The sequence below is a fragment of the Paraburkholderia sp. MM5477-R1 genome, from assembly GCF_050436385.1.
GTDB classification, from domain to species: Bacteria; Pseudomonadota; Gammaproteobacteria; order Burkholderiales; family Burkholderiaceae; genus Paraburkholderia; species Paraburkholderia tuberum.
In genome coordinates this window covers 2,113,844-2,131,774 of sequence record NZ_JBNDMC010000007.1, presented here as the reverse complement: position 1 = coordinate 2,131,774, position 17,931 = coordinate 2,113,844, and the positions used below count along the sequence as shown (strand labels likewise).

The 17,931-nt window shown below is 55.8% G+C and carries 16 protein-coding genes and 1 pseudogene; 11 read left to right on the top strand and 6 right to left on the bottom strand.

The genetic code is table 11. The features are described from left to right. Nucleotides 1–38: 38 nt before the first annotated feature. From OKW35_RS38800 to ltrA, 4 genes are all read left to right on the top strand, one after another. Nucleotides 39–551, top strand: a complete 513-nt coding sequence (locus OKW35_RS38800; RefSeq protein ID WP_429355395.1) for a hypothetical protein — start codon at nucleotides 39–41, stop codon at nucleotides 549–551. A gap of 307 nt (nucleotides 552–858) precedes the next feature. Further along, nucleotides 859–1,377, top strand: a complete 519-nt coding sequence (locus tag OKW35_RS38795; RefSeq protein ID WP_260321309.1) for a hypothetical protein — start codon at nucleotides 859–861, stop codon at nucleotides 1,375–1,377. A gap of 11 nt (nucleotides 1,378–1,388) precedes the next feature. Next, on the top strand, nucleotides 1,389–1,577 hold the full coding sequence (locus tag OKW35_RS38790) for a hypothetical protein (protein ID WP_184062805.1): 189 nt from the start codon (nucleotides 1,389–1,391) through the stop codon (nucleotides 1,575–1,577). A 466-nt stretch (nucleotides 1,578–2,043) separates the two neighbouring features. Continuing rightward, complete coding sequence (gene ltrA, locus OKW35_RS38785; RefSeq protein WP_429551605.1) at nucleotides 2,044–3,411, top strand: group II intron reverse transcriptase/maturase; 1,368 nt, start codon at nucleotides 2,044–2,046, stop codon at nucleotides 3,409–3,411. A gap of 538 nt (nucleotides 3,412–3,949) precedes the next feature. On the opposite strand, the gene OKW35_RS38780 is transcribed toward ltrA, so the two are convergent. From OKW35_RS38780 to OKW35_RS38760, 5 genes are all read right to left on the bottom strand, one after another. Beyond that, nucleotides 3,950–4,996 carry a TauD/TfdA family dioxygenase gene (locus tag OKW35_RS38780; RefSeq protein WP_429406290.1) on the bottom strand — a complete coding sequence of 349 codons (1,047 nt, stop codon included), beginning with the start codon at nucleotides 4,994–4,996 and terminating at the stop codon, nucleotides 3,950–3,952. A gap of 62 nt (nucleotides 4,997–5,058) precedes the next feature. Then, a complete protein-coding gene (locus tag OKW35_RS38775; protein WP_184062800.1) occupies nucleotides 5,059–6,456 on the bottom strand; it encodes an MFS transporter in 1,398 nt (465 codons plus the stop codon). A gap of 41 nt (nucleotides 6,457–6,497) precedes the next feature. After that, nucleotides 6,498–7,592, bottom strand: coding sequence for an enolase C-terminal domain-like protein (locus OKW35_RS38770; RefSeq protein WP_429554835.1), 1,095 nt, complete (start codon nucleotides 7,590–7,592; stop codon nucleotides 6,498–6,500). A 7-nt stretch (nucleotides 7,593–7,599) separates the two neighbouring features. Continuing rightward, a complete protein-coding gene (locus OKW35_RS38765) occupies nucleotides 7,600–8,964 on the bottom strand; it encodes an MmgE/PrpD family protein (RefSeq protein ID WP_429554834.1) in 1,365 nt (454 codons plus the stop codon). Between the two features lie 69 nt (nucleotides 8,965–9,033). After that, nucleotides 9,034–10,101, bottom strand: coding sequence for a porin (locus OKW35_RS38760; protein ID WP_184062794.1), 1,068 nt, complete (start codon nucleotides 10,099–10,101; stop codon nucleotides 9,034–9,036). A gap of 556 nt (nucleotides 10,102–10,657) precedes the next feature. Here OKW35_RS38760 and OKW35_RS38755 point away from each other — a divergent pair. From OKW35_RS38755 to OKW35_RS38725, 7 genes and pseudogenes are all read left to right on the top strand, one after another. After that, nucleotides 10,658–10,891: a hypothetical protein gene (locus tag OKW35_RS38755; RefSeq protein ID WP_429554833.1), complete on the top strand. Its 234-nt coding sequence runs from the start codon at nucleotides 10,658–10,660 to the stop codon at nucleotides 10,889–10,891. A gap of 104 nt (nucleotides 10,892–10,995) precedes the next feature. Continuing rightward, the gene (locus OKW35_RS38750) at nucleotides 10,996–11,466 is read left to right on the top strand and encodes a hypothetical protein (RefSeq protein ID WP_027197791.1); all 471 of its coding nucleotides are present in this window, start codon (nucleotides 10,996–10,998) and stop codon (nucleotides 11,464–11,466) included. Further along, a complete protein-coding gene (locus tag OKW35_RS38745) occupies nucleotides 11,463–11,648 on the top strand; it encodes a hypothetical protein (RefSeq protein WP_429355402.1) in 186 nt (61 codons plus the stop codon). The genes OKW35_RS38750 and OKW35_RS38745 overlap by 4 nt, the downstream gene beginning before the upstream one ends. Nucleotides 11,649–11,706: 58 nt before the next feature. Then, nucleotides 11,707–12,768, top strand: a complete 1,062-nt coding sequence (locus tag OKW35_RS38740) for a DctP family TRAP transporter solute-binding subunit (protein WP_429554832.1) — start codon at nucleotides 11,707–11,709, stop codon at nucleotides 12,766–12,768. Between the two features lie 89 nt (nucleotides 12,769–12,857). Beyond that, nucleotides 12,858–14,213, top strand: a complete 1,356-nt coding sequence (locus OKW35_RS38735; protein WP_429554831.1) for a DHA2 family efflux MFS transporter permease subunit — start codon at nucleotides 12,858–12,860, stop codon at nucleotides 14,211–14,213. Between the two features lie 268 nt (nucleotides 14,214–14,481). After that, nucleotides 14,482–14,783 (top strand): annotated as a pseudogene (locus tag OKW35_RS38730) (IS66 family transposase); the annotation flags it as partial. 745 nt (nucleotides 14,784–15,528) lie between these two features. After that, the gene (locus OKW35_RS38725) at nucleotides 15,529–15,792 is read left to right on the top strand and encodes a DUF4148 domain-containing protein (RefSeq protein WP_184062786.1); all 264 of its coding nucleotides are present in this window, start codon (nucleotides 15,529–15,531) and stop codon (nucleotides 15,790–15,792) included. A 1,005-nt stretch (nucleotides 15,793–16,797) separates the two neighbouring features. On the opposite strand, the gene OKW35_RS38720 is transcribed toward OKW35_RS38725, so the two are convergent. Further along, nucleotides 16,798–17,910, bottom strand: coding sequence for a porin (locus OKW35_RS38720; protein WP_184062784.1), 1,113 nt, complete (start codon nucleotides 17,908–17,910; stop codon nucleotides 16,798–16,800). Between the last annotated feature and the right edge of the window lie 21 nt (nucleotides 17,911–17,931).

The window sequence follows — 17,931 nt, the reverse complement described above, 5'->3', positions numbered from 1 at the left end:
CGCGTTGCATAACCATAATCCAATATAGGAGATATTCGATGCACGGACTTAATTCGCCACCGTGGAAATATGCTGTACTTTGGCTCCGGGTTTATTTCGGCGCCGATCTTTTGTGGTCGGGTTTCCGCTATCTTTCGACAGGCTGGGTTCCGTTTATTCCAGGCATCGGAGGCCAATACGTGCAGGCGCTCGATGCCATTCACATGTTTTATGCCGTCAAAGCAGTGGAAATGCTGGCCGGCATCCTGTTGCTGACGAACCGATACGTGTTGCTCGGCGCAATTCTCGAGTTCCCGACATCTATCTCGATTTTCTGGATTAATACCTTTATCGTTGCGACTCCACGTCAATTGTTCTCGGGTCCGAATCAACTACTAATGAATGGCCTCATTCTGGTGGCGTATGGCGGCTATATGGCAAGTGTGTTTAAGCCAAACAAGCCGCTCGCGCTATGGGAGGGCTTCAAGGTCGACGTCTGGAAAGAGCATTTGAGGCTGAGTAAAGGCGCCGAATCGACGTCCACTATTAAGAAATCAAGCGATTTCGCATAAGGGAGATCGAAGATGAAAAGTAACCGGAATCTTTATATTGGCCTTGCATGCTGCGTCATCATGACGTGCTGGGTATTCTTCGGATCCACAGGACTGGGCTATACAGAATATCGAGAATTGCGCGCACGCGATATGTTTGGCCTGGCAATTCCATGGATCTGCGTCATCACCGTTTTAATTCGGGATCGACGCAAAGGCATCATTTAACGGGCTCTCAGGCAGTGGTCTGGACCACCGCCTTTGGGGTATGCCTGCCGCAGGCATATTTCGTCGCTGTACTGCACTAACTTTTTGGAAATATTTCCTTATGCAAAGCGCTAATTCTTCCCCGTGGAAGTACGTCATTACGTGGCTTCGGCTGTATTTCGGCGCACACCTTTTCTTCTCAGGCATTCGATTCGTGATCGACGGGTACGTACCGATGGTTCCTGGTCTTGCTGGTCAGTATTTGGCCGGTGCCGATGCAATCGGTATGTATCATTGGGTCAAGTATATGGAGGCGATTTACGGCTTCCTGCTTCTGACGAACCGTTTTGTCTTACTGACGCTGATTCTCGAAATGCCGACGACGGTTACGATTTTCTGGCTGAATACGTTCATTTCCGCAACGCCGCGTCAATTGTTTTCGGGCCCGCAAGAACTGCTGATGAACGGTTTGCTGCTGCTTGCGTATAGCGGTTATATGGCTGCATGCTTCCGCCCGACCCTGAACCCTATGTGGCTGTGGGACGGTTGGAATGGTTTCAACCTGAAGGGTAAAGGTGGTCTATTGCAAACCGACCCAACTTTGGTCGGTGTGTCTGTCGAAGAAAAAGTATCGGCTTAAGGAGCACTCGCATGAAAAAAAATACCTGGATCGCAATCGCCATCTGTATCGCGCTGACGCTGCTGGCCATCGACGGATCAACGGGTTGGGGTTGGGCGGACTACCGTCCGCTGCGTAACTTCGATTACTTCGGTCTCGGCATCTCCTGGCTGCTTTTTATCGGCGTGCTCATCCGCGACAAGATCAAAGGTGAAGCCTGAGCCTCGGTTGTGGATCTATAAAAGAGCCCGGAGACGACTCTCCGGGCTTTTCTATTGTGCGCCGAGCATGCGCAACAGCTTGGGGGTGTGAGTCCCCTGTCCAACCTGATGGTGGTGAAGGACTAGCGAAACGCAAGGGCGTCGTCGTGAGGCGGGGTCTGAAGGAAGCGTGTAGCAAAGCCATGACCTGACGAACAGAAACCAGATGCGAGGCCTACCTAGCCGGACGAGCAAGCAATTGATTGCGAAGTCCATAGCCATCAAGGGCTGGGGTGGTAGATCTGGCAGGTGTGTGGTGAAGGCGGTTGCGCTTACCTCGGGAGGCCTGCATGGCGTCCTGGAATCAGGACTGAGCGGCTCGCAAGGGCCGTTGACCACCGTGCAGGAGTCAGCAGAGGGCATATTAGGGCGGCGACGCCTGAAGGCCCGAACGGAAAGGAGCGGCGAGTAAGCCGGAGAACTCGACATGGGAGAGCAGCAGAAAACGCATCGCGTCCTCGACAGCGGAAGCAGGGGTGAAGCCCCGATGGCTGCTGGTGGAGGGGCTGAACCTACGGCGGCGAACCCCGAGTCTGAAAGCCCGTCGGCATATGACCGACTGATGGAAGAAGTCTGCGAAAGGGGGAACCTGAAGCAGGCGTTGAAGCGTGTGAAAGCGAACAAGGGCGCACCGGGCGTGGACGGGATGACCGTTCAGGCATTACCGGCGTACCTGCGGGAGCATTGGCCGTCGATACGGGCCACGCTGCTGAACGGCACATACAAGCCTCAACCTGTGAGACGGGTCGAGATACCCAAGCCGGATGGTGGTGGCGTGCGCAAGCTCGGCATCCCCTCTGCGCTTGATCGATTCGTCCAGCAGGCGGTCTTGCAGGTGTTGCAAAGGCAGTGGGACCCGACGTTCTCGGAGTCCAGCTACGGCTTCCGTCCGGGCCGCTCGGCACATCAGGCCGTGGCGCAGGCGCAAAGCTACATCCAGTCGGGGTACCGATGGGTTGTAGATCTGGATCTGGAGAAATTCTTCGATCGCGTGAGCCACGACATCCTGATGAGTCGGGTGGCAAAGCGAGTCAGCGACAAGCGAATGCTGAAGCTGGTCCGCTCCTTCCTGACGGCGGGTGTGATGGAGCACGGGCTGGTTGGTGCGACGGACGAGGGCACACCCCAGGGTGGTCCCCTGTCCCCGCTATTATCCAATCTGATGCTCGACGATCTTGACCGGGAGCTTGAGCGACGCGGGCTGCGTTTCGCGAGGTACGCTGACGACTGTAACGTCTACGTACGCAGCGAACGCGCGGGCCAGCGTGTGATGGCGGGGCTGAAGGCCTTCCTCGCCGGCAGGCTGAAGCTGACGGTCAACGAGACCAAGAGCGCGGTCGCACGGCCACACACGCGGAAGTTTCTGGGGTTCACCTTCTCGGATCGGGACAAGGTCAAACGGCGTATTGCGCCCAAGGCGCTGTCCCGCCTCAAGGAGCGCATCCGGGAATTGACTCAACGCACGCGCGGGGTCAGCGTCGACCAGATGATCGGCGCGCTGAAACGTTATCTGGCAGGGTGGCGGGGCTACTTCGGTTTCTGCGAAACGCCCAGCGTTCTGCAACGCCTGGATGAATGGATACGCCGCCGCATCCGCTGCTTCTTCTGGAAGCAGTGGAAACGGGGCCGCACAAGATTCCGGGAGCTGACAGTACGCGGCGTCAGCCGAAACCTTGCTGCCCAGACGGTCGGTTCGCCACACGATGCGTGGCGGCTGAGTTGCAGTCCCGCGCTGGGCATCGCCCTGTCAAACCGTTACCTTCGCTCGCTGGGGCTTCCATCACTAAGGCCATAGTCGATTAACCGATCCGAACCGCCGTGTACGGACCCGTACGCACGGTGGTGTGGGAGGGGCCGGGCCGCGAGGCCTGCCCCTATCCCGATTGAAATGTATCGCTAAAAGGTGCTGTTGAGAGTTCGAAAGTGGATGCGCTGAAGCTCGCAGAATACGAAGCTGCTGAGCCAGCAGAAGATGCATTCGACCATTTAGCGGTTCCGCAACAGAGCGAAGGTTTTTTCGCGACCGGTAGCCTGACGACTAACGCTGGATGCCTTGCCCGACTCGGCCTGGCAGGCTCTTCGCCGGTGAGCTGTCACCGGCGAGCGCCACCGGACAGTCTGACCGGCGGCTTTCTGAACTCGACGCGCCAGTTGGCCAACTGGCACGTCTGCGGCTCGTTGGCTGCCGTCACATGCACGGGGGGCAACAGCGCCAAAGTGTCCATCGCCATATGGACCTTGAGAAGATACGTGCGTCAAATTCGTGTAGAACTATAGAGGAATAGAAACGCGAGGAGCGCGGCGAGCGGTACCACCTCGCATTTCCTACGAAATTAATCTACCAGCGCCTCGTATGTACGATACTTGCGCAGCCCACATTCACGGCCAATGCCACCACGGACTTGGCCAGCGCCGACCTCCCCATATGTCGGCTTCAGGCTCACATCAAGTTCACGAGAATTCGGCACCGAGAGCCAGAGGCGGAACAGATGGCGCTTCCTCGCTTCGTCGGTGTAATCCTCAAACGCCGTACGTCCATGGACACAGACATGGTTATTGACGAACTGCATGTCACCGGCCTCGAACATCATGGACACTGCAAACTCTTCGCTTTCGGCAAGTTGGGTGACCAGGTCGATGGCCTCGCGTTGCTTATCCGTCAGATGGGGAACGCCTTCCATCCCTTGGGCGAGATTGATCTTCACGGGAAGCCACAAGCACGAGAGCTTGTTGGCTACTCGCGAAAACAACGGCTGCTGGAAGTAGGGCGGATGACCTGCACTAAACGGAGCTGGGATTGTAGTTTTCCAGCAGAACGGCTGGTAGAGCACCTCCAACAGATCTGGTCGGGTCCGCGCGATTTCGTTATGTATTGCGACGGTACTGGCAATTCGTGACAGTCCGCCAGACTTCGCCGGACGCACGACAAACAGACCGACTACGTCGCAGGTATCGACATGGAATCCACCGGCGGCGTTGGTATTGTAAAGTCGACCATCGCTTGTACCAAAATCACGGACATCGCCGAGAAAATCTCCTTTATAGCTTTGGCAAACGGCGGTCCCGAGATGCAATCCGATTCCCCAAAAGATATAACGGAGATCGTCGACTGATTTGCCTTCTGTTGGAAATCCGCGAAGGACATACAGCCCGTATTGATTCTCCAGTGACTCCTTTAGGTGAGACAAGCGGACGCCGACGTCCGGAAGCGGAAAATCTTCCATGGTCAACGTATCGATTGTCTTTCCGAGGGAATAGGCATGCGCTGCTGCCCGTTCGATCTCGTCAATTTCATCCGGCGTCAACGAGTGAATCCAGTCTGTTGCGGACCCCATAGCGGCGCCGCGCCAGTCGCAGGGGTCATCAATAACAGTATTCATATGATTCTCCAAATATAAAAGCGGGATGACGATCAGTCATCCCGTGAGTCATTCAGCGAACTCTAGACGGGCGATGCTTGGGATTCCGTAACCTGCTGTTCTACAGATCGTTTCGGAATATGAGTCTTGAGCAAACCAAGCGCGATAAACGTGACAGCAATGGAGATTGCAACGCCCAAGAAAAGATACGGCGCACCAAAACTCTTGATCACCCACCCAGTAATCGAAACGGAGCAAATGGCGCCCGCGCGCGAGACGGCGACCACCCACCCCACTCCGGACGCACGAAATTCGAGGGGGTAGATATTGGTAGAAAGAGGATATTCGCCGAGTTGAATGCCTGCGATCGAAATGCCGGTCAAGCCCATGCCGACAATCAACGCCAGGTCCTCAAGCGGTGTCGAGGGGCCGTTCACGTGGTTGATTGTGAGCGCGAACAATCCGAGGGCAACGAATACGCCGAGCAGAGCAGTATACTGCAGCGATTTTCTGGAACCTAACCGGCCAAGCAGCCAGCCGCCGATCAATGCGCCGATTGCGCCGGCAAAATTCGAAACCATCAGGCCGTGAACTGCGACATAGAAACTGAAGCCCATGCCCGTCAGTGCCGAGGAAGCCCAACTGGAGAAAGAGACGGCCGCAAACTGATTGGACGCCCCGCTGACCCAAAGACAAAGCGTATCCCGGAGATATTGCGGCGAAAATAGCATGCGAACACCAACGCGACCGAACTTGGGACGTTCAACGAAGAATTGGCTTTCGCTTGATACCGTAAGGTCCGGGCGCAACTTTTGTAGCGTGGTCGCGAGTTCCTTATTTCTTGATTTTCTCAGCGTAAGAAAGCCGGGAGATTCCGGCACGAGTCCGAAAAGTACGAAAACGAGAAGTAGCGGCACTACACCGCCAAACATGACGACACCGCGCCAACCGAAATGCGGCAAGACCAATGGAATCAGCAGACCATTCAGCGATGCACCGAGCGGGAATCCGATAAATGCCGTGGCCATGACCTGACTGCGAATGCGCTGTGGCAACAGTTCGGACAGGAGTGATGCGATATTCGGAGTTGCGGCACCAAGTCCGACGGAAGCAATCAGGCGAAATGCGATGATAGCCTGCATGCTGGGTGCCGCCGAAATCGCAACCGTTGCACTACCAAAAAGAATCACACTTGCGATCAATGCACGGCGACGGCCCCACCGGTCACCAAGCGAGCCACCGATAAATCCACCGCAAGCGCCACCAATCGGACTGACAGACAGCGCCAGCGTCACGAGACTACGACTCGCGCCGAAATGCTTGGCCACGACCGGCATCAGGTAGCCGAGTGTCGTGAAGTCCATGCCGTCAATCAATAGCGTAAAGAACAGACAGATCGACACCGCGATCAAAAGGCCTTGAAACTTCGCGCCTTCGATCATCTTATCGACGTCTACTCGCCCTAATATATTTTCAATCACGGGTATCCTCTGTTAGCAAATAGTCCAAAATGCTAAATGGATTAAAACTCAACGGACCAGTAGCAGCGGTTTTCCAAGAAGGAACGATCCACGTCCAGGCCGAAGCCAGTTCCGCTAACGGCCAGGCTGCCAACTCCGTCGGGACGCGGCACCTTGTGGAACAGGCAGTCGCCCCAGTCCAATACTTCTACGGGCAGATGATCGTCCACGCCGCAGGCGATATGCGCGGAGTAGTACGGATAGGCATGGGAGCCGACGCGAGTTCCGATGCGGTTTAGAATGCGGGCGGCTTCGAGTTGACGCAATGGACCGCCCAAGAGTCCCATATCGAGCAGCATATGGGTAGCGCCTGACTCGGCGAGGAGCAGCAGCTCGGAGACGCTCGTGCTAATCTCACCAACGGCAACGGGCGAGGCGACCGATACACGGTTAAGTTCTGGATAGGCAACGGGATCTTCTACCCAAAACAGCGGGGCCGAAAGTCGCTTGACGAAATCGTTCGCCTGTTGCGGCGTCCAGCGACGAAGCGCGTCGATCGCCAGGTTGTCCGCACCGAACATCATGAGCATGCGCTCGACGCGCTTGATATCTACCTCGAAGGGCTGGGCTCCGACGATCATTTTCGCGCGAGTGAAGTTTTCTTCAAAGCAGTGAGTGGCCGCCGCTTCAAGATCGTCGTCGGCTGCAAATGCGAGGTGGTAACTGCTATAACAGGGCACCGGACGAGCGAAACCGCCCCAAAGATGCGCAACCGGAACATCGAGGATCTTACCTAAGAGGTCCCACGCTGCAAGACTAATAGCGCATGCTGCCGCGCGAGTCGCGTTATTCGAATCCCGACCGAAATGCCGTTCTTCGCTTCTTTCGATAGCGATCAGGGTGGAGAGTTTAATGCTCTGTGCTCTCAATAGCTCTTGAGCGGCATGCGCCGCATCCAACGAAGCCTCGCGCGTCATGTGCTGCACATGGCCGAATCCGCACCGGTCATTTCCATCGCGGATCAATGCATAGAACACGGTTACATGATTGCGGAAACCGGATAGCGCGCGAAAAGGCGTAATCGGAATTTCAGCGGCCCCAATGGAAATCGCGATCTTCGTTCCGAGAAGACTTGCAACGTCGAGATTTTCTACCATTTGTTGCTCACACGACAGAGAAGAGGGACGCGACAGAACGTACTGAGAATCGATCTGCGTCTTGACAGAGGCGTACAGCCTTGGCCGTGTCAAATCCGAATCCGTCGAGATTGTCTCGAAACTTCTCGACGATCTGCGCCCTTGTTACGGGAGAAGCTCCGTGCTGGCTACCGGTAAATGAACGCCCGTCCTGGGTCTGCAGAGTAATCTCTGTAGACCATCGTCCGGGGCCCGTATTTAGCGGCAAGATGCTAATCCTTTTCATCATCGACTGGACGACGGGGTTTGAGATGTTTTCAGCCTCATACCAATCGCGATAGGGACGAACGCGAAGAATCGCGAGTGCCAGGCCGTATCGCAAGTCGGTCCACGCTTCGATGGGGGTGCTGACATCTTTCTCGTGATGAAGATAGTGTGTTCTTGTCAGGACCTCGACATGATCGAGATCGCCTATGGTCAGATCATTATTGGAAATGAGACCGAGCAACAGCTCGATGATCGGTACAGACCCGGTGCCGACAGGGTAGGGCTTGAATTCGACAGTATCGAGTTTCCAGACTTCACCGAGCCCCGTGAGAAGATGGTCCCAGTCACAGCCCTCGGCGCCGGATAATCGCCAAAACGGATAGTCGCCCTCAAGGACAGATTGATCGCCGGTAAAGCCGCGGCGGGCCAGCAGTGCAGCCTCGACTCCATTGCGCGCCGCCAAACCGATATGATCATATTTTGTCATCGCATCCTGGGACTTGCTGAAGAACCGCCGGAGGGTCGGTATCTGTGCGGAGTAGGCTGCGATACCGAACGCGTTCAGAAATTCGTTTTCAGAAAGGTTCAAAAGGCGACCGGCGGCGACCATAGCACCAATCGTTGCAAAGGTATGTCCCGTCAGCGGAGCCTTCGATTTAGTCGGCCTGCGAAGGGCGGCACCGAGACGGCCCCCCATTTCCATTCCAAGCGCAATAGCGGTGATCAAGTCGTCGCTGGAAGAGTCGATGGCTTCCGCTACTGCAAGGGCGGCAGGTACAACGACGACTGCCATATGTCCTTCAGGACCGAATGCATCGTAATCAAGGGCGTTTCCGAAGATCGTGTTTGCGAAAACGGCGCTCAGTAGGCTGACGGGCTTATGGCCCAACATAGTGGCTTCCAGAGGTCCGTGCTCTCCAGCACAATAGTCGGCGACGATCCGTCCAACTTCTGTTGTTGAGCCGGCAACCGCACAGCCGATCGTATCCAGCAGAATCGATCTGACGCGACGTTGTGTTTGCTGTGGCAGATTTTCGATCCCAACGCCTCGCGCCATCTTCACGATTTCGAGTGTGGGATTGTCGATCGGTGGCTTGAAAGCCTCTGCATTTTCGTTTGGCGCCATGACGCTTTCTCACTCTATTTAGAACGTATTACGACGGGGCCTCCACGGCCGCCCCGGGGCTTCAGCAAATCAGAACTTATGCAAGATACCGACACGCAACACGAGCTGCTTGTTCGTCGTGGACGGCGATTCTCCATTTAGGACAGCGACCTGACCATCGCCGCCCGTTTGTTGATACACAAGCGTGGTGAAGAGTTGCGAGCGTTTTGACAGAAGATACGCCGATGACACAGCAAAGACGTCCCACTTGTATTGGTCCATGGTCGAGTAGGAATAGGCGCCTTGGACGATGACGTCGGGCATGACGTTATAGCGACCGCCGACTTCGTAACTCGACATCGTTTCCGTGATGTTGTGGAACGCCATTTTCGTCTGCGTGAACGTCGCCGTAACCTTGAGGTCTTGGGTCCGATACATCGCGCCGACACCCAATACATTGCTGTGATCGAGGAGGAAACTTCGCGCCGAAAAATTCTGGCCGAACATGCGATGAACCCCAATGTCAGTCGCCGGGTTAATCGTCGTGCCGTTGATGCTCTGATAACTGAGGTACAGGTTATACGGACCGTTGGAGTAGACGAGGTTGCCGCCGACACCCCGGCCCGTGTTCGTCGTCCCGGAGTCGGGCGAGCCGAAACTGTAGAACAGCATCGCGCGCGTGTTGGCAATCGGCTCACTTTGGTACTTGATCGTATTGTTCAGCGTCAGACCGGTACCGCGGTCGTAATTGCCGGCGTGCGCCGCCGTCGTCGAGTTGTCGATCGCCGTGGTGAACGGCACGATACCGTAAGCGGCGTCATACTGCTTGCCCAACGTGAGCACACCGTACTTCTTGTCCGACAGGCCAACCCAGGTTTGACGCGTGTACGAACCGCCAGTATTCAACTGGATACCGGTTTCATATCGGAAGACTGCCGACAGACCGCCGCCCAGATCTTCTGTTCCGGTCATCCCCCACATGTTCGGCCAACGCTTTTGGCTGGCTAGTGACCAGAGCGAGTGCCCATTGGAGTTGGAGTTGTAGCTCAGGCTGTCATCGACGATGCCGTACAAGGTTGCGCTGGATTGGGCATAAACCCAGTTGGTGCCCGCGAGTAAAGCGACTGCGCATAGCGCGCTGTACCTGGTCCTTTTCACGAAAGATAGTCTCCTGATCGTTTTAATTTTGACGCTTGTCCGAAGGGCAGGACTGCCGAACGACACTTCGCGGCTTGCGGAATCGAATATGTTCGCTACCAAATCTAAAAACACATCGAATCCGCAAGTAGCCTGCTTCTGATCACTGCAGACACACGCGATAGCTAGCTCTTTATGCCGGCAATATCGTAGGCGAGAAGATATACCATACACGCACGGCCCGGCCCTCAAGGTTTAACCTGGTTAACATTCCCGATGAGTATTGGAATTTGAGCGAATTTTTTCGCTAGACCTGCGCCTGCCTCCCGGAATGAGCTGTCGGAATCAGAATGCGGGTTTTCCCTGCGTCCGCGCGACGCGACGATATACTATACTTTGGATAGGCTAAATTGAATACAAAATCTGCGGGGCGGTTCTTTCGTCGTTGAGCCCGCGGGGAGTATGTTTGGTTCGCCACGGGGAACTCTGCTTGAGCAGCACACTGCGACTCGAGTAAGCGCCTGGTTCGACAGTTTGCATGGATGTGGGGCGTTGCACTTCTGGGGTCTTGTTCATCGTGCAGATCGCTCACGAGTTCCACTTCGGCCCGCATTGGCACTGGTACGCGGACACAGGCAAGCTCCGGCATGAAATCTTTACCGGAGTTCATGGAGAGGCTTCCGCAAAGGTGCCAGTACATGATGGTGTGGCACACCAGGTACTGCTCCTGATGTTGATGTTCAAGCCGGTGATCGGCCGTATCGTCGACTGGAAGGCGTTGTCGAGCATTTGCTGGCCGGACGTCGCGTAAGTCTGTAAATCGGATATACGAAATTGCAACTGATTACCCCAAGTGAGGGTTCGCTGCCTCGCATAGGTGACGTAGTCTTTTTATCTGTATCAAAGGAAAGTACGATGAAGATGGCACACGAATCACCGTGGAAGTACCTAGTCATGTGGGGGAGGTTGTATTTCGCGTTCCACTATCTTGAGTCAGGACTTTATTACGTAATTTTTAGATACGTGCCGGATTTCAGCCACGCAGGCAAAGTTGGTGCGTATATCGGTGCGATGGCGGACGTCGGGTTCTATCAAATGATCAAGTATGTTGAGGTCATACTCGGTACGTCGCTGCTACTCGATATAGGGGTGCCGCTTGCGCTGATCGTCATGGCGGGTATCAGTACGACGATCGTCTTTCTGAATCTCTTCGTCTCGCCTGATCCGCGTGAATTGTTCACTGGCCTTCAGGAGTTGTTCCTGAACGGCGCACTCTTGCTGGCATACGGTGGATACTATGCAAATTTTTGCCGTATAAAGGCGCAGCCGTTTTGGTTTTGGGACGGGATGAAACGCGAAGGACTTGAGCCGAGGGGTGAGTCGTGAAGAGGGATTTCGTTGTTGTTTTTATGGTTGTTGTGGCGGTCACGCTGATTGTAATTTCCACTTCGACAATTTTCTTCGTGCGTCATCTACGTCTTTATGATTATGGTCCGCCCCTGGGCGCCGGGATCATTGTTTTGGCGATGATGATCCGGGCCGCGGTATCAAGGCGATATAAAGATTGACGCGCCGTCCACAGCGCACCCGTACCTTCACTTCACCGTCTCGAAGGACGCTGGAAACATGACGAAGCGATTTACACGTTCCAAGTCGATATGGTCGCTAAAGCATATTTGCAATCACATTACCGGGGCGCTGCTCGGAACGCTTTTGATTGCACAGCCGATATGGGTACATGCACAGCCGCTGCAAACGCTTACGATCATGGAATATCGGTCGCCCCTGAATTCGGATCAACCGACAGTGCGCGGCATGATCCGGTTCGCGGAACTCGTCAACGAGGAGTCCAACGGACGCCTGGCAGTGACAGTAAGTCGAGCGACGGTTCCTGGATCGCCCGAAGACCAGATCAAGGCATTGCAAAAGGGGGGGCCTGGTGCTCCCGATATGATGCTGCTGGTTACGCCGGCGCTGCGTCATCTCGAACGCGAATTCGAAATCATGGACCTTCCGTTCGTGGTCAACAGCGATCGCCAGGCGCATGAACTGCTGGACGGTCCCTTTGGCCGGGAATTGCTGTCGCGTCTCCAAGGCCATGGACTGACGGGTCTCGCTTGGTGGGAAAACGGATTCCGGCAGATCACGACGTCGGGGCAGCCATTCAAACACGCTGATGATCTGACTGACCGTCCGGTTCGTGTGATTCCGGAACCGGCGTTTGTGGAGACGTTTAAGGCCTTAGGTGCCAAGGTCGTTGGTCTTCCGTATCCCGATCTATATCCGGCTCTGAAGTCGGGACGAGTGGAGGCCGAAGACAACTTTTACTCCCAAATCCTGGTTGGCCATCTGTATGATGTTCAGTCGAGCGTGACGGTGACGAATCATTCCTATAGCGCGATTGCAGTCGTTGCTAACTCCGCAATATGGCAAAGGTTGTCGGTTGGGGACCGGAATGTTCTGCAACACGCAGCGGTGGAAGCAGGGCGCTATGAACGCGACCTGGTTCGAGAACAGGCCGAGGCAGATAGAGCCACACTTGCACATCATGGAATGATCGTTCAGAGCCTCTCGCCAAAGGAAATTGCAAGGATGGAATCTATGACGGAGCCCGTCAGAGAGCAATTCTTCCGGAACTACGATCCCATAATTCTCGATACCTATCGGCGTCAGATAGGAAAGCGTTAGATAATTCGGTGAGTGACGAAAATATAATCCTCGGGGCAAAGCAGGACGCCAAAACGGCGTCGCCCTCTCGGCAGACGCGACTGATTCCTATGATCGTCGCTGTGCCGATGTTTTTGCAGGCAATCGATACGTCGATATTGGGCACGGCACTTCAATCGATTGCTACGTCGTTGAACGTCGAGATACTTCACCTCAACTTCGCCATCACCGCGTATCTTTTAAGTTTAGCGCTGTTTCTGCCCGCGAGCGGTTGGCTCACGGATCGCTTCGGTACCCGCCGTGTTTTCTGTTCGGCAGTTGCGATATTCTCGGTGGCGTCGGCACTGTGCGGAGCCGCAACTTCTATCACTCAAATAGTTCTGTTCCGGGTATTGCAGGGCCTTGGCGGCGCAATGATGGTGCCAGTCGGCCGGTTGATTCTCTTGCGCAGCATTCCGCCTGCACATTTGGTAATGGCAATGGTCTGGTTTACTGTGCCTGGGACCATCGGTCGTGTCTTGGGACCGCTCCTCGGAGGCTTCATCGTCACGCTGGCGTCATGGCGCTGGATATTCCTGCTCAACATCCCTTTCGGCGTGCTGGGGATCTTGTTGTCACTAAAGTTTGTGCCGGATTCGCGATCAGAAAAAAGGGAACCGTTTGATGTCACCGGCTTTGTTTTGATGGCGATCGGACTTTCTGGAGTGGTCTGCGGCCTGGAAACTATCGGGCACAATTTTGTTTCTCTGAGCGCTACAATTTTTGTTACAAGCATTGGTATCGTGGCATCAATCGCCTATTGGATCTATAGTCGAGATCGTGCTGACGTGATCATTCCGCCCAGCCTATTCCGATATAAAGCATTCAGCATCACAAATATCGGCGGTATGCCATTAAGAATAGCGGTCGGATCGTCTCCGATTTTCGTTCCGCTGCTTTTGCAGGTCGGTTTGGAATTCACGCCTATTCAGGCCGGATTGACGAGTGCCTGGCTTTCGGTTGGAGCCTTTGGGATTCGGCCAATTATGCGACGGGCGATTAATAGATTCGGATTCAAACCTCTTATGATTGCAGCGACGGTACTGTCAGGTGCCGCATTTGCTGCTTATGGTTTGTTCTCGCCCGGAATGTCGATTTATTTCATGTGCGCCGTGCTCTTCGCGGCTGGCATCTCCAATTCGCTTGGAATGGTCACGATGAATACGGTCGGATATTCCGGCGTCCCGAAGGCCATCATGAGCAAGGCAACAGCACTTTCAACTATGATGCAGCAGACGTCGATGAGTATTGGTGTCGCACTATGCGCTTCCTGCTTGACGTTTAGTGCGCGGGCTCACGGGCATAGTGCGGAGCATTTGACGATGAGCGATTTTCCGATGATGTTCTTTATCGTCGGGGCGTTGAGTTGTCTGTCAATGCCTGCGTTCCTCCGTCTTCCGAACGATGAAGGTGCCGAGCTGCGGTAAGTGATCTCGGTTAAAACGATGAGCGCCGGATGCGCACCCGCAGTCAGCGACAATTTCGGGCGGAGTTTAGGCTAGCCATTATGATGGCCACGATCGCGATGTGCGCTTCGCATGCTTCACATTCGGCCCGATCTGCTTGTCGACTAGACTTTGCGGACGATACCGTCGAGCCTAACCGTTAAGAGAAAAAGCCTAGGCACTGAACTGAGCCCGGAGAACCGGATGGTGCAAGGAGGCGGAATACCGAAGGGCTGGGCGCTACACCGGAGGCGAGCTGTATGCAATTGAGCCCGCGATCCGCGGCAAGCCACGGACGTGCGAAGACGTGTCTGTCAGGAGCAGGCGCGTCCGCTACTCGACGCCCTCGAGACCTGGCTGCGCTCGACATTGAGTCATATGTCGCAGAAAGGCGATACCGACAAAGCCATCAACTACGCGCTCAACCAGTGGCCCGCGCTTACAATGTACGTCGACGAGGGGATAGTCGAGATCGACAACCATCCCGCTGAACGCGCCCTGAGAGCGGTAGAGCAGGAAAGGAAAGGCGGATTCAACCGGTCGTCGCAATCTTTGATCATGTTGGTGTTTATGGGGCGACCAGCGGGATGGATGCATAAGCTGACCGGGCGAGGGGCGATGCGCTCGTCAGGTGCACCGTCGCGTCGGCGTGAGATCGAGCGGCGACTCTGGAAGCAATTTGCAAGAGACATTACAAACGCGAAAGCAGAAGATCTGTTTTCACGGATTCAGTTTGACCTCGTTCGCCTTTCCGAATTGCAGGGGGATGAACGGTGCGGATCATCTCGCTGACGGTCATCGAGAAGCAGTATTGCCGGAATGCGAAACTGGCGAAGCAGATTTCAAGCGTCCCGACGTTTTCCATAGCGTCGCATGTCGTGAAGAAGCGACGACGGTGCCCGACATCCACTCCGCCGCATTGAAGACGCGATGCGGGCTTCCCGCCCTTCACGTCCCTTTGTGATGGACGGCAGCCAGAAGATTGCGCCGCGTATTCCTTTGACAATTGCGGCGTGGCTCGATGCTAGGCGATCCATCAAACACCTCGGGCCGGCCATGGCCGCAAGGTCCAAATTCGCGCCTGGACGAAGGACTGCGGCGAAGCCGGCGGTCTGTCGAAGCTTGCCTCGGCGGCGCAGGAAGTAGGGCACCAAGTCGGCGCGCCGCTTGCTGGAGCCACATTTCGAGGGTCTCGGCGGTACACATCAGGCAGAATGAATGTTGTTTCGATCTGCCTTTTTTTTGTCAAGACAGCGCCTATACTCTCAGGGATATCCCCGATAAAAAAGGCCTTGCCATGACCTCTCTTCCGCGTATTGCGCTCGGCGCCCTTGCCGCAGCGTGCTGCTTTGCGTCCGTTGCGGCGCTCGCCCAACCGTACGATTCCACAGCGCCGCTGACGCGCGCCCAGGTGCGCGCCGAGGTGATCGAATGGCAGCGGGCGGGCTACGATCAGTCCGACGATTGGTCTCACTACCCTGAAAGCGCGTTACGCGCAGGCGCGATCGTCGCACAACGGCGTGCAGAGACTGCCACTCCTGCGGGTGGCGCGCGCCATTGACCGCGGCGATCCTCGACTGGAAAGACCGCTCGCGTGAACCGCGCCCCTGTAGTTGGATATTGATCCGGCCTTTGGATGCAAAGTACAACGAGCAGTTTCGGCGGCAGATAGTTCAGTGGTATCTGGAGCCGGGCGCGAGCACACGAACGTCGGCCGCGCGTTATGGCATGGGTGGCAGGGCGATCCGACCCGGGGGCGAGCTACCGGGAACATCGCCTGGCCGGCCAGTGCACTAAGGTCATTGGCCACGATGCCCGGTTTAGGCCGTCGGTGCTTTGCCTGCAGCAGCGCATCGAGCCTTTTCAGGGACGCTACTCTGGGGACGAGCGTCCGGTACGCGGACCTCACAGTCGAGCTCCGGAGCGACTATGATCATCACGGGCGCGTTACGGCGATGTGCATGTCATGGAGGCGATCCGGCAGGCTGGACAGTTGATCAAGTACCGCGCCGGTGGCCCGTCCAGAAGTGGGTTCCGATGTAGCCGGCTCTAACGTCGACGGGCCGAAGCTTCTATGTGTCGCCGGTGATGGATTCATACAACGGAGAAATCGTTGCTTCCGGATGGATCAGCGACTCAGCTACGAACTGGCCAGCGGAGGTTGAAGAACGCACAGACCGCACTCCCACGCAAGGAGTGGCCACTGCAGCGTTCAGACCAGTGCTGACACCGCTGCACGTCAGCCTATCGTCAACTGCAGGACCGCCGCAGCCACGTGCAAAGCATGTCCCGCAAGGGCGATTGCCTCGATAAGGCGGCCATGGCAAGCCTCTTCGGCGCGCTCAGTCTGAATCCGCCGGGCTCGAACGTTTTGCGTGCGCCGGTCAATTGCACGCGCGCTGGATAGATACATCCACTACAACAACCACGAACGCGTCAGGAAAAATTAATGGCCTAAGTCCTATTCAGAAAAGGACTCAGGCCTTGATGGCCCGCCAGATTTTAACTGTCCGACTTCGCGGGGTCAGTTCGTTCGGCGGGTTTTCAATTGCAACAGCAACTACGCTCAGAAGCGCGTCGACATGCCCAGACCGATAGCCGTCACATTCGAGTGCTGACCGGTAGTAGCCAAGCCCCCCGGGGGGTAAATCGACTGACTTGCGATACCGCTATTCCAGAGCTTCTTGACGAAGCCATAGAGCATAGTGGATTTCGAAACCGAGTAGGTGTAGCCGATAGCAGCGGAACGGATGAACCAGTCTCCGACTTTAACCGGCGTCGTGATTTGTGTGCCGCTCGCAGTGAGATTCTGGTCGCTCAGCTCGCCATACGAGACGCGGACCGTGCCGAAAGGGCTGGTCGGGACCGTGAAGCCAACCTGCCACCCCTTGTCAACGAAGCCTGGATCGTTGGTACGGATTTGGCCCGAGGCATACAATTCCATGAAATTCAGGTTGTAGCGGATGCCAAGGACATTTTCGTATGTATTGCGAGCCACGGCAGCTTGGTTCTGAAGGCTATGGCCGAAACCGTATTCCGTGATCAGGGGGCCGTTTTCATACCGCAGCGTCGCGAGTTCGAAGTGCCGCTGGTAGGCTTGAGCCGTCAGCGGATCGGAGGGATCACCCCAAGAATAGGTTAGCGTGCCGGTCAAGCCGCGAAATGTCGGGCTCGTGTACTGAATCGAATTGTCCGACCGTGCCGGGTCTTGCAGCATGTTGAACAGCCACGGACGCGGATTCTCACCGCCGATCGAACCCAGCGGGGATCCCGGTGCGAGCAGTATCGGGTCGAACGTGCCACCCCAATCGTAACCCATCGTCTGGAGGCGACCGGCGATCAACTCGCCGTACTGTGCGCTATGCAGGCCGACAAACGCACGACGACCAAACAGACGGCCGCTTTGGCCTGAGGTGCCGTTGTTGATATTGAAGCCACTTTCGAGGGTGAAGATTGCCGATAGACCGTTACCGAGATCTTCCTGGCCCCTCAAGCCCCAGCGCGAACCACCTGCACCACCGCTGTTCATGCTGATGACGTGCTGCCCATTGGAGTTGGCAAAATAACCCATGAACACATCGGCCACGCCATACAGTGTGACACTGCTCTGCTGCGCTTGAGCCATCATCGGCGCGAATGCTGCTGCGGCAATTGCGCCGCAGGTAATAAGTTTACGCACTGGAAGCCTCCAAAAATTGAT

Excerpts from the sequence above, each read along its gene's own strand:
- OKW35_RS38750 (WP_027197791.1), top strand. The coding sequence starts at position 10,996 with ATGAAGATGGCACACGAATCACCGTGGAAGTACCTAGTCATGTGGGGG.
- ltrA (WP_429551605.1), top strand. The coding sequence starts at position 2,044 with ATGGGAGAGCAGCAGAAAACGCATCGCGTCCTCGACAGCGGAAGCAGG.
- OKW35_RS38795 (WP_260321309.1), top strand. The coding sequence starts at position 859 with ATGCAAAGCGCTAATTCTTCCCCGTGGAAGTACGTCATTACGTGGCTT.
- OKW35_RS38765 (WP_429554834.1), bottom strand. The coding sequence starts at position 8,964 with ATGGCGCCAAACGAAAATGCAGAGGCTTTCAAGCCACCGATCGACAAT.
- OKW35_RS38780 (WP_429406290.1), bottom strand. The coding sequence starts at position 4,996 with ATGAATACTGTTATTGATGACCCCTGCGACTGGCGCGGCGCCGCTATG.
- OKW35_RS38800 (WP_429355395.1), top strand. The coding sequence starts at position 39 with ATGCACGGACTTAATTCGCCACCGTGGAAATATGCTGTACTTTGGCTC.
- OKW35_RS38770 (WP_429554835.1), bottom strand. The coding sequence starts at position 7,592 with ATGGTAGAAAATCTCGACGTTGCAAGTCTTCTCGGAACGAAGATCGCG.
- OKW35_RS38790 (WP_184062805.1), top strand. The coding sequence starts at position 1,389 with ATGAAAAAAAATACCTGGATCGCAATCGCCATCTGTATCGCGCTGACG.
- OKW35_RS38735 (WP_429554831.1), top strand. The coding sequence starts at position 12,858 with ATGATCGTCGCTGTGCCGATGTTTTTGCAGGCAATCGATACGTCGATA.
- OKW35_RS38725 (WP_184062786.1), top strand. The coding sequence starts at position 15,529 with ATGACCTCTCTTCCGCGTATTGCGCTCGGCGCCCTTGCCGCAGCGTGC.
- OKW35_RS38740 (WP_429554832.1), top strand. The coding sequence starts at position 11,707 with ATGACGAAGCGATTTACACGTTCCAAGTCGATATGGTCGCTAAAGCAT.